This window comes from Chryseobacterium indoltheticum (assembly GCF_003815915.1).
GTDB classification, from domain to species: Bacteria; Bacteroidota; Bacteroidia; order Flavobacteriales; family Weeksellaceae; genus Chryseobacterium; species Chryseobacterium indoltheticum.
Genome location: NZ_CP033929.1, coordinates 199,084 through 212,731, shown reverse-complemented (window position 1 = coordinate 212,731; position 13,648 = coordinate 199,084). Strand labels below are relative to the sequence as shown.

The window sequence follows — 13,648 nt, the reverse complement described above, 5'->3', positions numbered from 1 at the left end:
TTCTAAGGTTTTTTTAAAACATATCCCATTCCTATTACCGTATGGATAAGCTTTTTATCTTCCTGGTTATCGATTTTCTTTCGCAAATAATTTACGTAAACATCCACCACATTCGTTCCTAATTCGTAATTGACTCCCCAAACGGCATCTAAAATTTCAGCTCTGGAGATCACTTTTTCGGGATTATTGAGGAAATACATGAGGAGTTTGTATTCTGTGGAGGTTAAAGAAACTTCTTCACCTGCGCGAGTGACTTTTTTGGTGTAATCATTGACAATTAAATCTGAAATCTGAAAAACATGCTTGTTATCAATTTCGTTTTCTGTTTCGTCTGGAGTGTTTATTGGGTTACTTCTTCGAAGCAGAGATTTTACACGGGCAACTAATTCGATAAATTTAAAAGGTTTTACAAGATAATCGTCACCGCCATTTTCCAGACCTAAAACAATATTCTCGGAAGTTCCCAATGCCGTTAAAAAAAGAATAGGAACGTTTTTATTGGTTTTTCTGATTTCTTTGCAGACATCCAATCCGTTCATTTCGGGCAGCATAATATCGAGAATAACCAAATCGAAATCGTTTTCCTGCACCAAGCTTACACCGGTGCGGCCGTCGAATGCTACAGAAATTTCATATCCTTTTTCCTGAAGTCCTTTTTTAATAAAAGAGACTACGCTGGTTTCATCTTCAATCAGAACAATTTTTTTCATAAAAAGTAGTGAACTTCACAAAAATAGGAAAAAGATTATAAACTGAAGGTTCTGGTTTTTCATTTCAATCAACAAAAAAGACGAATATAGAATTCGCCTTTGGTTATATATGGAAATGTGTTTTTAGTTTATATGAAAATAAATCATTAATTACAACCTGAGCAATATGATCTGTCAACATATTGTTTGCTGTTTCCGGTGTAATAATAGCAACCGCCTCTTTTTCCGACGTACAAGGTTCGTCCGTTATACATACAGTCCTGGCTTTTAGACGCGGTTGTCGTTCTTTTCTTTTTAGTTTTTTTGCTTTTCTTTTTTGGTTTTGTGTTTGAGAATTCTGTTTTGGCAGTCGAATTTTCTTTTGCTAAAAAGTTGGCTGGTAATAATAAGCCTAAACCTAAAAGGCTTGTAAATAGTAGTTTTTTCATGGTAGTTATTTATATGTTATACTTTGAGTTAAATCTATTTTGTGACATAAAAATGAAAGCAAAGAAATCAATAATTGAAAGGCAAAGCGGGATAAAAGTCCAGCAAAATATTAAATATAGAATACCGATAAGAGGTTGGCCTAAATAAAAACGATGTATTCCTAAACCACCTAAAAATAACGCCAGTATAGTAGCTATGTTTTTATCTTTTAATCCTTGAGTTTTTACTTTTACGTTTTGAGTTTGAGAAGATTTTAATTTGATAATATCGTCTGAGGACATCGAAACCAACTGCGCAATATAATTTACAATATTTATAATGTGATTATTGGCATGAGTAACTTCATGCGATTCATTAAATGTGCCTAACTTTCTTCTAATTTCAACAGTTATTTCTGTTTTATTTTCAGTTACCGAATTTAAATTAATGTCAATATAAACTCCGAGACTTAAGAATTCATAAGACTCATAAGTGTATTGGTTGAAGATTTCATTAGAGTTTGAAAATCTATATTTTTGATTAATTAAGGATAAGTTTTTTACACCTTGTCTTACTTTTTCGATTGGAAAATCAACACTAAGATTTTTCTTTGGATTAGGAATTGCAAAAACAGCCATAATTAATAATTTTCTAATGTTTTCAGAAGCTCTGTCTTGTAATTATATATTTCGTCCAGATTATTAAGTAAAATCTTTTCTCCGGCATCTTTTCCGTTGTGAAATGTTTCCAGATATTTATTTGCAGTATTAAAATGCAATCTGCAAAGTGGTTTTCTATTATTATCATCCAGCAGAATTCCGAAATAGGATAAAGTATCTCTGTGTGCAATTCTGGCAGATGGAATTTTTTCTCTCAAAATAGCTTTCACAATCTGAAATCCTTCCAGTTCTTCTTCTGTAGTTACAATTTTAGAATCGTTATTTTCGTCAATCGGCTGTGATGTTTTTACATCATCTTCCTGCTTTTCGATTTGCTCATTAATGCTTAAAGCAGATTTTAATCTGAAACTGATTGATTCATTAATGGAAGTTGTTAACGCCTTTTTGGCATATTCTTTAAACGAAATCATTCGGTTTGCCGTTAATGGTTTTTCAAAAAAACGGTTGACTAATAATTTGACCAATTCATCTGAAGGGTTTTCAATTTCTTTTTCAAACTCTTTTCTGATAGCTTTGATGTATTTTAAGGCTTCTGCAGAATCAAGAATACTTTCAAGATTGTAATCTTTCTTGGTGAAGCTTTCCAGAATTTTAATCGAACTTTCTTTTATATCTTCAATATTGATGGTAAAAAAAGGCTTTTCATCCATGATATTTGGTTTCTCAAGATCTGTGTAGAAGTTGTAGACAATTCCGTTGGTTAAGACTCCGAATCTTGTTTTTGAAACATGATAATATCTGTGAAGTTGAGAATTGTGCGCATCGGCGCTTTCTTTCCAATGTTTGCATTCGATAATGAAAATGGGCTCGTCATTATTTTTGATGACGTAATCTACTTTTTCACCTTTCTTGGTTCCAATATCGCAAACATGCTCCGGAACGACTTCTGTAGGATTGAAAATATCATAACCCAAAATTTGTATAAAAGGCATTACAAAAGCATTTTTGGTAGCTTCTTCTGTAGTGATCTGCTCTTTTAACCCAACTACTTTTTGATGTAATTGCTCAAGTTTAATTTTAAGATCCATAATGGTATTTTTTAAAGAGTTTCATCAACGATTTCGGCAGTTGGTGCATTGGTTTTTACAGAATCAATTCCGCTTTCCATGCTTGATTTTGAACTGTAATACTGGCTTTTTCCAATGATTTCTCCGTTTCTTGCTTTCAATACAAAATAATCTTTTCCGTTTACAGCAACTCTTCTGTCGTATCTTGAAGAATCCTGTGAATTGATTCTTACAGATTCGATTCCTTTATGGCAATTTGCTTTTGTCGTGTAACCTTCGCTGGTTAAAATGATTTCTCCGTTCCCAGCTTTCAGATTAAATTGATATTCATCATTTTTTCTTTTGCTAATAGTAAATTTTCCCATGATTGTTTTTGTTTAATACTTCAAAAGTATAACCCTTTCAAAACCAATCCTTACGGGAAACCGTAAAACAAAAAAACCTTTCAATAATTTGAAAGGTTTCGAATGGTTATTTAAAATGAATTATATAATTCCTAAGTCTTTGCAGAATGCAACCAATTGTTCGTTGTTGCTTATTCCCAACTCTTCTTTCAGCGTATTGAGTTTCTTTTCAATACTGCTCAAACTGTTGGGTTTTATATTGTTGTTTTGTAGAAATACCGGAATATTCTTTTGTAAAACCCCTTGAGAAAGTAACGAGACTAGTGTAATATCATACGATGTAAACTCATAATTATTCAGTTTTTTTACCTCCTGTTTAAGATCAAGCGAAAGATAATTTTCATTGTCATAAACTGATGCAATTGCTTTTTTTAATTCTTTAGAATCGTGTCTTGCTTTCCGGACATAGCCGTTGATTCCGTAATCATTAAAAAGAGAATCGATTATTCCGGATTTATGTTCGGCCGAAAAAACGATAATTTTTAAATCAGGTTGTTCTTGTCGGACTGCCAAAATCAATTCCCGACCGTCTTTTAATTTTTGAGGATGATGATCTTCTTCGTAATAAAGATCGGTGATGAGCAAATCATAAGGTTTCTTTTCACGGATTGCTTTCTGAGCTTTTGATAATGCATCATCACAATAATATACATACTCAAAATTATCAAATTTGAGATCTTCTAAAGTTTTCTGTACTGAAATATTGATACTTTCGTGATCTTCGGAAATTAAAATTTTTTTAAACATTGTTATCTTTTTAAGAAACAGGAAATGAAACATTGATTTTCAGTCCTTTTTCGGTTTTGGTTTCAAAAGTAATTTTTCCGTTGATGTTTTCTATACGGGAAACCGTATTCGATAATCCGTTTTTAAAAATTAAATCATCAGAAATCCCAATTCCGTTATCAGTATAGTGAATATTGATGAGGTTGTTTATTTTTTCAAACTTAAAAACAACATTGTTTGCCTCACTATGCTTTTTCATGTTTACCAAAAGCTCACGAATAATCTGGTAAATCTCTGTTTGAGTCGATTTTGTAACGTTTTCCCATGTTTCTTCCTGATTTCCGACAGTAAATGTTTTGATCTCATCATTTTTAAAAGAAGCTACAAGCTTTGAAATTTTTTCATTGAATTTTTCATCTTGAGAATCCGGGTTTTCGTACGAGATATCTCTGGATTTTTCATAGACAAATTCCAATTCATCAAGCGCCTGTTCTTTATTGAAGCTGCCTTGATTTTCAATTTTTGTCATCACCTGATAAATCCCGTTGGCTACTACGTCGTGTACTTTTTTTGCGGTCTTAAGTTGTTGTTCTTTTAATTTGTTTTCAGATTCTAATAGTATTCTTTGTCTACGTTTTCTATACCAAATGAATGTTCCTATTAATGCTAAAGCCAAAAAAGTAATTCCAATATTTTGTTGAAAGTTTCTTGCTGTTAATTCTTGGTTAGAACGCTTTTGTTTTTCTACATCAAATTTTATGAGACCAAATCTTTGAAAATCGTTGTTTCGAGCATTTTGCACACTGTCTTTTAGTGAAACATATCTGCTAAAATTTAGTGAATATTCGTTAGAATTTAAAAGAATTAGTTTATTTAGCGCTTCCAATTGATCATCCGGATTTTTGTTTTTCAGAGCAATTTTATACATTTCATTTGTATAGAATAATGACTTCTTGGGATTTCTTTTAAAATAGAAATCCGCTAATGTCGAAAAGCTTGAGGTAATTTCTTTATCATCTTTTTGGCGCATTCTAATTAGCAAAGCTTTTTCTAACACAGGATATGCTTTGTAAGAGGGGGTTTCTAAGAAATTAGCTTTTGCAAGATTATTTAAGGCACGAGCAAAATCTATACTGTCAGTTGTTTTTAAAGCTATTTTAAAGTATGATTTTGCAATTTTATTGTTCTTTTGTTCTAAATAGGTGTCTCCGATATTGTTATAAAAAGCTAATGAATCTATCTCTTTTTGAGATGTTTTTATGGCAAGTTTATAATAATCAATTGCTTGTGAGTAGTTTTTTAAATTTTTTGATGCGATTGCGATCGAATTGTAATTGCTGGATGCTATTTTTAAAGCATTACTATCTTTTTTGTTTTTTAAAAGCTTTTCAGCTTCTATTGAATTAGTAATACTTGAGTGATAATCTCCTTTGTCACATTCTATAATGGCAACATTTACAATTGCTCGTGCTGCTTCTGTGTTATTTTTATCTTTTAGTAATTCTTCTTTGGCTTTAACATAATAAACATAAGCAGAATCTTCATTTGATGACTCTCTAAATTCTCTTGCTTTGTTTAAATTTTTATTTTCGCCATCGGTAGAATTATTTTTTATTTTTTCCTTACAATTAATTAAAATCAATAAGGTGATTAATATAAATTTTTTCACGGATAGTTTTTCCGAAAAGTACAAAAAAAGAGAGTAATAATTAATTACTCTCTCAATTTATTGAATTAAGGGTTTGTTGAAGGATTTGTAAATGGTGGCTTTTGACCTGTATTTCCACTCGTACCTCCATCTCCGGTTCCCGTTCCCGGATCTAAACCAGCTCCTCCTCCTGTATCCTGTACCGTTATGGGGGCTTGGTCGTTATTATTGCAGTTTGTTGTATTTCCGTTTGAAAATGCTAATCCCAATAGCATCAATATAAGTTGTAACATTGTTTTAAAATTTAAAATTTTGCATAAGTGTTCTTCCTTGCGAAACCGATCACAAGCAGTGGAACACGATTAAAAAAATTGAAGCGCTTCTAAATTTTTGGGAAGTAAACCTTCAAAAACGGAAGAGAAACATCTGCTTCCCAACCCGGAGTTTTCTTCCGTTTTATCAGGTGATTAGAAATCAGAATAACTGTTTTTTGTTTTTGTAATTGTTAGTTTGTCACTGATTTCTATTGCAAAGATGGGGTAGAAAGGAAGGTAAGTGTTAGACAAAACATGGACATCGATGGACATCGATTACACACATTTATATTACGGGAAACCATAATGTTATGTGGTTGAAAATTATTTAATTTGTAATGCCTTTAAAAACTAATTATGTCCAAAAGAAAATTATTAATCAATGAGGTATTTGAAAGAATTAAATCTAAATCTGATAAGGATACAAAGAATGGGTGGGCAACGGATCTTTCTGATGATATCGATAAGAAATTAGGATTTCTAATTTCTATAAAAACACTTTCGAGATATTACGATTCGTATGTTGCAGGAACAAAAGAGGAAACGGGTATTGAAACTTTAATCTTAAATAAATTGAGCGAATATTTAGATTATAAAAGTTTTGCTGATTTTTCAAGAACCATTATTAAGAAAGATGATGATGCAAACAAAACAACAGTGAAAATAAGTGTTGATAAAGACGAAGAATCTTTTAGTGAGAAGTTATCTAATATAATTATCAATATTAGTAATGAGCAAAATTTCAAAATGCCCGAATTCATGAAGAAAAATGGGATGGGAATTATGGAAATTGCATTTTTAATTTGTCTTACTACAGGAAGTATTGCATTTTCGAAGAAACCCAACGCACATATTCAGGGAATTGCCGGAATTTTACATTCAGGGCCATATTGCATGTATTGGGATAAAAGTGAATATAAATCTGTCGATTGTGAAGATAAAAATCCGGCTTACAATCACAGAATTCCTTTTGATTTTGAAAGAATGGAATATTTTAAAAGAATTGAACGGAAAGATACTTTAACGGTAGAGAATGCTTTCGGGAAAGTTTGGTATTCAAAATATAACGGAGAAGTAGATTTTTTTACAAGTGATGGCGTTGATCCGAATAATGGAAGAGAATTAAGAAAAGCAACAGAATATATTATTGATAAATATGCTGGGATTCAGGAAGATGGGCAATAAAAAAAGCGAAGAAAAATCTCCGCTCTTGTTTTTTATTCTGAATCTGTTTCCAGCATTCCCAATTCTCCGAAATGTTTTTTAAATTTTTGAATCTTTGGTCCTACAACTGCGCTGCAATAAGGCTGTGTCGGGTTTTCATTATAATATCCTTGATGGTATTGTTCGGCTGGCCAGAATTTTTCAAAAGGGGTTAATTCTGTCACATAAGTTCCAGACCATCTTCCTGATTCCTGCGACGCTTTGATGGCTTCTTCAGCTTTTGCCTTTTCAGCATCGTCTTTATAATAAATTACAGAACGATATTGAGTTCCGATGTCATTACCCTGTCTGTTGAGTTGAGTCGGGTCGTGAAGGAAGAAAAAGACATCCATTAATTGTTCATAAGAAATAATTGCAGGATCATACGTAATCTGTACCACTTCGGCGTGACCAGTTTCGCCTGTGCAAACCTCTTCGTACGTAGGATTATCTTTATGACCTCCCGAATATCCGGAAATAGCAGATTCTACTCCTTTCAATATATTAAAACAGCTTTCTACACACCAAAAACATCCGCCACCAAAAGTGATCTGCTGAAAATTATTTTTATTCATTTTAAGTTGATTGTTTTATTTAAATATTCTCTTTCTTAAACTTTAATAAGCCTGAAAAACGAAATCAAAATTATGAAAAACTTTTTCATTTAAATAAGGTTTTATGCTTTTAGAATAAATGATCACAATAGATTTCACAAATCAAATGAAAGAAATTTGCACACTTAAATGAGCCATGAAAAACCGGCAAATTTATTAGCCACGAATGCACGAATATTTTTCGATATCTATTTAAATGTTCGTGCATTCGTGGCAAAATATAAAATCAGTGGTAATTTAATCAACAAAAAAAGCACCCCAGAAAGGATGCTTAATATTTTAAATTTAAGTCAGATTATTTTTCCCAAACTAAAGCACTTGCTCCAAGAATAGCTGCATCTGCTTCATCCAGTTCACTGAAAACCAATCTTACTTTATTTCTGAAAATAGGAAGGAGGTTTCTTTCCATGTGAAGTTTAGCTGGTTTCAAAATAAAATCGCCCGCTTTGATCACTCCTCCGAATAATAAAATCGCTTCAGGAGAAGAAAACATGACAAAATTGGCTAAAGCTTCACCCAATTTCTGACCTGTATATCTAAAAACCTCAACCGCTACAGGATCTTCTTTTAATGCACATTCGTGCACTGTTTTAGAATTGATCGCCTCCTCCGGGTACTGATTCAGCATAGAATCCGGAAATTCTGCTCTCATTTTTTTTGCGGTAATGGCAATTCCTGTGGCTGAAGCATAAGCTTCGAGGCTTCCTTCAGAACCTGTACTCCAATGTTTTCTACCGCCTGGCTTTACAATGGTGTGGCCCAGTTCTCCGGCAAAACCGTCATGACCGTAAATTAGATGTCCACTGGAAACAATTCCGCTTCCTACACCTGTTCCCAAAGTAATCATGATAAAATCTTTCATACCTCTTGCTGCACCATACATCATTTCTCCTAAAGCCGCAGCGTTGGCATCATTGGTCATTTTGCAGGGACTGTTGAATTTCGCAGTCATTAAGTCGGCGAAGTTGATTACTCCTTTCCAGGGAAGATTGGGAGCCAATTCTATAGTTCCTCTATAGTAGTTTGCATTTGGAGCACCTACACCTATACCTTCAATCTTTTTTCCTTCGCAATGCTCATCGATCATCGGTTGAATCTGCTCATGAAGAGCATCAACAAATGCTTCAGGTGTGCTGTATTGGTCGGTCGGCAAAGAACCTTTAATCAAGATTTCTCCTCTGTGATTGACGAGACCAAATTTTGTATTGGTTCCACCGATATCGATACCTAATGCAACCTGTTTTGACAAATCTACTACTGACATTTTCTTATTGTATAATTTCGAGGCAATAAATTTATAAAAAAGATTGTATTAATAGTTATTAAACCCGACTTATTTGAAAAATCAGACTGCTTTTTTAGTCTTTTTTCTTCTTCCCCACCATATTAAAAACCCCGTTACGGGAAGTGAAGCACAAATTAAGCTGACAATAAATGCAATGATTTTTGTGGGTAATCCCAAAATAGATCCTACGTGAATATCATAATTAGCAGCGACTGTTTTTTCGCCAAAGTTCTTATCTTCATGATTATAAGTATGCAAAAGCTCTCCCGAATTTTCATCAAAAATCAAACTGCTGTTTTTGTGATAAGAGTAAGAAAGATGTTTTACGAAAACTGAGAAATTAGGATGCTCATGATCATCCATATGCGGATGTCCAAGGTCAATTGCAAACCCAAAAGAGTTCGGGTATTTTGCCTGAACCGTGTGAATGACTTTATCTAATGTGGTTTCATTTCTTTGCTCTATCGGCGCTTTGGTGGTAATGTGCGAAAAATCGGGGTATACCGTATTTCCTCCGGAAAAAACAAAATAGATCATTGCCTGTACGATAAAGAAGGCATAAAATAAACCTGTAATTGAAAAGATTAAAGCAAAAATAGAAGAATAAAATCCTAAAATATTATGAAGGTCGTAATTCTTTCTTTTCCAGTTTTTGATATTTTTCCATTTGAAAGAAAGGCGTTGTTTTCGGGCAGATTTATTCTTTGGCCACCACAATATAATCCCGGAAATCAGCATGATAACGAATATAATTACCGGAATTCCCACTACATATTTTCCCCAGTCCTGTTTTAATAAAAAGCTCCAGTGAATAGATTTTACAATGCTGAAAAAACCGTTTTTCTCATCATAAGTTCTCAATACTTTTCCTGTATAAGGATTTACATAAGCAACTTTGTAGATAGGAAACTCGTCAAAATAATTCCAGGCTGCGGTATTGTGCTCGTACCAATAGAACTGATAAGACATTTTCTTATCGATAGGAACATTTACCCAATGGATCTTATATTTTTCTTTAAGCTGAGCATCGACAGCTTTTTCTAAAACCCGGATTGGCAAAATCTGTTTTTGCGCAATATTTTGCTCATTGTGATAAATAACATCTTTACGGGTAAAATTCTCAACCTCATCTTTGAATACAAACAAAGTTCCGGTGATTGAAACAATAAATATGATCAAACCGATGGAAAGACCAAACCACAGATGCAGTTTGCCTGTCCATTTTTTGAAGATACTGGGCTTCTTTTTATAGTGGTGTTTTTTCTTCATAGAAATTGCAATGTGCAAATATAAAACAAGTTTTTATTTAGATTAATTAAAATCTGTATTCAATCATAAAGGTTCCTCTCATACCCAAAGCGTTTACAAATTCAGAATCTCGGGCGTTCCACCATGCAATTGCTGGCTGATAAGTGGTGTTGAAAAGATTTTCTATCCCTAAAGAAAGCTTCCAGTTTTGGTTGATTTCATAGTTTGTTTTAAAATTAAAAATAGTGTATTCAGGGACTTTTCCTTCACCATAAGCATACAAACCTGTGCTTGCATTAGGGCTAAACCTGTCTTGTTCGAAAGAATGAAGCATATCAAGGCCTACAGAAAATACTTCGGTAGGCTTTACCTGAACGTATGCTAAAACTTTGGGTGCTGCGATTCTGCTGTTGTTTACTTTTGCTGAGTAATCTCCATCGTCTTTAAGCGAAGTAATACCTTCCAGCCAGCTATAACTTCCACCGAAATTAATCCATTTTACTGGTGTGAAGTGCAGAAAACCTTCAACACCGTACACTACTTCAGGAGATCTTTGAATGGTAAAAGCTCTGTCTGGACCCTGTACGAAAGAAGCTCCCAATTTTGAGGTGCTTACATAAGATGTTACTTCATAATTCAGCCAATTAGAAATTTGTCCGGTAGCACCCAACTCATAATTGTTGACAATGATTGGCTTGGCTTCTATCTGGGCAATGGTACTTTGTGTAGAAGTTCGTAAAATTCTCCCGATCTCGTTGATTGAATAAGACTGTGAAAAGCTCCCGAAAAGATTGATCTGATTATTAATATTATAACGAAGACCAATATTCCCTACCAAAGCGTTGTATTTTAAGTCTCCACCGGTTACAAAGATACTTTTGGTGAATGTTCCGTCGCTCTTTACAGAAGAAAGCGTGTTGAAATCTCCTACATTTACGGTCATATTTTCGTATCGTAATCCTCCCTTTATCGTTAATTTTTTAAAAAGATCGATTTTTAATAAAAGGAAAGGTGCGGTATTGATCATATCCATATCCGGAGTCCAGTAACGTCCGTCTTCAAGCTTCTGCACGGTCTTATCATTGAGTAAATCTAGACCATATATGACTTCTGCCTGAGAATTGTTTCCAGACCAAAGTTGGGTATCAAAATTGATTCTGGCTCCCATTTTTTTAGAAATAATATTCGACTGTCCTCCTCCGAAAAAAGTATCGCTATATCCATAAACTGTTCTGAAGTCTTGCATATACGCATTAACATTAAGAGCTGTAGAGCCCCAAAAAAGATTTTTGTTGTCGTAGTTTATTCTGTAATTGTGATTACGGGGTGTGCCTTGCGGAGTGGTTTCTAAACTTTTACCTTCGCCATCTCCAATAGTTGGAGTAATGCCATATTTCCCTGTTTTTATACCTAAATTCAAATCAGATTTTGATGCATATCCCATATAAGAAACTTCGATTCTCTGGTTATCATTAATATCATAACCCAACTTCAGTAATCCGTTGTAGCTGTTCATCTGTGATGTGCTGTACGTAGGGCTTAGAAATACGCCGTCACCGTCTTTTGCATCACCGGTTCTCTCATAAGCCAAAGACAAGACATAATCTAATTTTTTTATTTTACCAGATAAAAGCTGACTTGCTCTGAAACCTAAAGTCCCGCCATAAGGTTGCCCGGTAATACCGATCTGAGAAATACCGGAAATCTTCTTATCTGTTTTGTTTCTTTTCGTAATATAGTTGATGATACCGCCATCTGCGCCATTTCCGTAGATAGACGAGGCTCCTTTTATTACTTCAATTCTCTCAATAGCCGAAGGATCTATAGATTTAATGTCCCTTGCACCGTTACGTAGCGGAGTTGATTGCGGAATTCCATCGATGAGTACCAAAACCTGACGACCTCTTAAGGTTTGTCCGGAATTGGAAGTCTGCCCTGAACTAGGTCCTAAACTTGGTACCGTGTATTGCAGAATATTAGAAATGTCTGAATTGACTGTCAGCTGCGCTTGAATTTGTTTTTCGCTAACGATGGTAATAGAACTTGGTATTTCTTTGATGCTTTCTTTTTTTCTGGAAGCTGTAAGCACTACTTCATCTACATTTTTTACTTTCAAACTGTCTGTTTCTTGTGCAAAAACTGTGATTGTGCCAAGACAAGCGACTGATAAAATAGCCTTTTTCATATTGTTTTCTTTCCTTGTTTTTTACGTTTTCCCCACCATACCAAAAAGCCGGTTACCGGTAATGAGGTACATACCAATCCTGCGGCAAACCATAGGATTTTACCGAAGATGCCGAAATATGACCCAACATGAATGTCATAATTGGCATTGGCATATTTTTCAGCGTTCGTTAATTTCTGATAAGGTTTATTTAATAAAAGTTTCCCCGAATATTTATCGTAGAAGAGTAGATTTCTTTCACTGTATCTACCGTCTTTACCATAGACGGTAACGGGGATGTTTTCTAATTCTTTTCCTTTTTTATTTTTTCCGTTTAATGGAATTCTAAAGCTTGAAGACTGAGAATATAATTCTTGAGTTTGAGGAATGGTAAGATCAAAAACCGAGTTGTTTTTTGCTAAAAGTGAGTCAGGGGATTTGATCTCTTTTTCTTTTGGAAGTTCTACGGAGCCGGATAATGTAAAATTGAATGCATTTTTCATCCACGGATAAGCAAAATATAACCCTGAAAGACTTATTAATAAAGCAATAAACGAAGCGTAAAATCCTAAAACATTGTGAAGGTCATAATTTTTGCGTTTCCAGGTTTTTACGTTTTTCCAATCAAATGAAAGTCTGCTTTTTCTCGCATTTTTATTTTTTGGCCACCAAAGAATAATTCCTGTAATCAGCATAATGATAAATAAGACAACCGGAATACCGACCACATATTTTCCCCAGTCAGCTTTTAATAGTAAACTCCAGTGGATGGATTTCAGAATAGGGAAGATATCATATTTTTCATTGTAAATTCCCAGAACTTCACCAGTGTACTGATTGACATAAATCAGTTTGTTGATCTTTACTTCATCAAAATAGTTCCACGCTTTTTTGTCTTTTTCATAAAAAATAAACTTGTAAGATTTGCTTTTATCTAAAGGGATCTCAACCGAACTTACAGGATATTTCTCATTGAGCTCCAAAGTAATTTTTTCCTTTAAAACTTCGACAGACAAAGGTTTTTGTGTAGCAGTTTCAGTTTTTACAAACAGAACATCTTTCCTTAGCTGATTCTGAATTTCGTCTTTGAAAACATACATCGTTCCCGATAAAGAAACTATGAAGATAATGAGCCCCACAGATAAGCCAAACCATAAATGCAGTTTGCCTGCCCATTTTTTATAGGCGCTCGGTTTCTTTTTATGATGATGTTTTTTTTTCATTTATCTATTAAAAA

The 13,648-nt window shown here is 33.9% G+C and carries 14 protein-coding genes; 1 reads left to right on the top strand and 13 read right to left on the bottom strand.

The window, feature by feature from the left end:
• Window positions 1–2: 2 nt before the first annotated feature.
• The 8 genes from EG358_RS01020 to EG358_RS00985 all read right to left on the bottom strand — a co-directional run bounded on the left by EG358_RS01020 (window position 3) and on the right by EG358_RS00985 (window position 5,876).
• Window positions 3–710: a response regulator transcription factor gene (locus tag EG358_RS01020; protein ID WP_076561461.1), complete on the bottom strand. Its 708-nt coding sequence runs from the start codon at window positions 708–710 to the stop codon at window positions 3–5.
• Between the two features lie 146 nt (window positions 711–856).
• Window positions 857–1,138 carry a hypothetical protein gene (locus EG358_RS01015; protein WP_076561462.1) on the bottom strand — a complete coding sequence of 94 codons (282 nt, stop codon included), beginning with the start codon at window positions 1,136–1,138 and terminating at the stop codon, window positions 857–859.
• Between the two features lie 9 nt (window positions 1,139–1,147).
• Window positions 1,148–1,756, bottom strand: coding sequence for a TM2 domain-containing protein (locus tag EG358_RS19780; protein WP_228421391.1), 609 nt, complete (start codon window positions 1,754–1,756; stop codon window positions 1,148–1,150).
• 2 nt (window positions 1,757–1,758) lie between these two features.
• Window positions 1,759–2,826 carry a type I restriction endonuclease gene (locus EG358_RS01005; RefSeq protein WP_076561463.1) on the bottom strand — a complete coding sequence of 356 codons (1,068 nt, stop codon included), beginning with the start codon at window positions 2,824–2,826 and terminating at the stop codon, window positions 1,759–1,761.
• An 11-nt stretch (window positions 2,827–2,837) separates the two neighbouring features.
• Window positions 2,838–3,170: a YegP family protein gene (locus EG358_RS01000; RefSeq protein ID WP_076561464.1), complete on the bottom strand. Its 333-nt coding sequence runs from the start codon at window positions 3,168–3,170 to the stop codon at window positions 2,838–2,840.
• Window positions 3,171–3,290: 120 nt separating this feature from the next.
• A complete protein-coding gene (locus EG358_RS00995; protein ID WP_076561523.1) occupies window positions 3,291–3,956 on the bottom strand; it encodes a response regulator in 666 nt (221 codons plus the stop codon).
• 10 nt (window positions 3,957–3,966) lie between these two features.
• Window positions 3,967–5,604, bottom strand: coding sequence for a tetratricopeptide repeat-containing sensor histidine kinase (locus EG358_RS00990; RefSeq protein ID WP_083677060.1), 1,638 nt, complete (start codon window positions 5,602–5,604; stop codon window positions 3,967–3,969).
• A 65-nt stretch (window positions 5,605–5,669) separates the two neighbouring features.
• Window positions 5,670–5,876 (bottom strand): hypothetical protein, encoded by a 207-nt coding sequence (locus EG358_RS00985; protein WP_123886546.1) that lies wholly within the window; start codon window positions 5,874–5,876, stop codon window positions 5,670–5,672.
• A 378-nt stretch (window positions 5,877–6,254) separates the two neighbouring features.
• Here EG358_RS00985 and EG358_RS00980 point away from each other — a divergent pair, with 378 nt between their 5' ends.
• Complete coding sequence (locus EG358_RS00980) at window positions 6,255–7,082, top strand: hypothetical protein (RefSeq protein ID WP_076561466.1); 828 nt, start codon at window positions 6,255–6,257, stop codon at window positions 7,080–7,082.
• Between the two features lie 32 nt (window positions 7,083–7,114).
• Here the strand turns inward: EG358_RS00980 and msrA are convergent, their stop codons facing one another.
• The 5 genes from msrA to EG358_RS00955 form a co-directional block, all read right to left on the bottom strand.
• Window positions 7,115–7,675, bottom strand: a complete 561-nt coding sequence (gene msrA, locus EG358_RS00975; protein ID WP_076561467.1) for a peptide-methionine (S)-S-oxide reductase MsrA — start codon at window positions 7,673–7,675, stop codon at window positions 7,115–7,117.
• A gap of 334 nt (window positions 7,676–8,009) precedes the next feature.
• On the bottom strand, window positions 8,010–8,978 hold the full coding sequence (locus EG358_RS00970) for an ROK family protein (protein ID WP_076561469.1): 969 nt from the start codon (window positions 8,976–8,978) through the stop codon (window positions 8,010–8,012).
• An 81-nt stretch (window positions 8,979–9,059) separates the two neighbouring features.
• A complete protein-coding gene (locus EG358_RS00965; protein ID WP_076561470.1) occupies window positions 9,060–10,268 on the bottom strand; it encodes a PepSY-associated TM helix domain-containing protein in 1,209 nt (402 codons plus the stop codon).
• Between the two features lie 46 nt (window positions 10,269–10,314).
• A complete protein-coding gene (locus EG358_RS00960) occupies window positions 10,315–12,432 on the bottom strand; it encodes a TonB-dependent receptor (RefSeq protein ID WP_076561471.1) in 2,118 nt (705 codons plus the stop codon).
• Window positions 12,429–13,634: a PepSY-associated TM helix domain-containing protein gene (locus EG358_RS00955; RefSeq protein WP_076561472.1), complete on the bottom strand. Its 1,206-nt coding sequence runs from the start codon at window positions 13,632–13,634 to the stop codon at window positions 12,429–12,431. Before EG358_RS00955 ends, EG358_RS00960 begins: the two co-directional genes overlap by 4 nt.
• Window positions 13,635–13,648: the final 14 nt, after the last annotated feature.

Excerpts from the sequence above, each read along its gene's own strand:
- EG358_RS01000 (WP_076561464.1), bottom strand. The coding sequence starts at position 3,170 with ATGGGAAAATTTACTATTAGCAAAAGAAAAAATGATGAATATCAATTT.
- msrA (WP_076561467.1), bottom strand. The coding sequence starts at position 7,675 with ATGAATAAAAATAATTTTCAGCAGATCACTTTTGGTGGCGGATGTTTT.
- EG358_RS00970 (WP_076561469.1), bottom strand. The coding sequence starts at position 8,978 with ATGTCAGTAGTAGATTTGTCAAAACAGGTTGCATTAGGTATCGATATC.
- EG358_RS19780 (WP_228421391.1), bottom strand. The coding sequence starts at position 1,756 with ATGGCTGTTTTTGCAATTCCTAATCCAAAGAAAAATCTTAGTGTTGAT.
- EG358_RS01015 (WP_076561462.1), bottom strand. The coding sequence starts at position 1,138 with ATGAAAAAACTACTATTTACAAGCCTTTTAGGTTTAGGCTTATTATTA.
- EG358_RS00955 (WP_076561472.1), bottom strand. The coding sequence starts at position 13,634 with ATGAAAAAAAAACATCATCATAAAAAGAAACCGAGCGCCTATAAAAAA.
- EG358_RS00985 (WP_123886546.1), bottom strand. The coding sequence starts at position 5,876 with ATGTTACAACTTATATTGATGCTATTGGGATTAGCATTTTCAAACGGA.
- EG358_RS01005 (WP_076561463.1), bottom strand. The coding sequence starts at position 2,826 with ATGGATCTTAAAATTAAACTTGAGCAATTACATCAAAAAGTAGTTGGG.
- EG358_RS00980 (WP_076561466.1), top strand. The coding sequence starts at position 6,255 with ATGTCCAAAAGAAAATTATTAATCAATGAGGTATTTGAAAGAATTAAA.
- EG358_RS00995 (WP_076561523.1), bottom strand. The coding sequence starts at position 3,956 with ATGTTTAAAAAAATTTTAATTTCCGAAGATCACGAAAGTATCAATATT.
- EG358_RS01020 (WP_076561461.1), bottom strand. The coding sequence starts at position 710 with ATGAAAAAAATTGTTCTGATTGAAGATGAAACCAGCGTAGTCTCTTTT.
- EG358_RS00965 (WP_076561470.1), bottom strand. The coding sequence starts at position 10,268 with ATGAAGAAAAAACACCACTATAAAAAGAAGCCCAGTATCTTCAAAAAA.
- EG358_RS00960 (WP_076561471.1), bottom strand. The coding sequence starts at position 12,432 with ATGAAAAAGGCTATTTTATCAGTCGCTTGTCTTGGCACAATCACAGTT.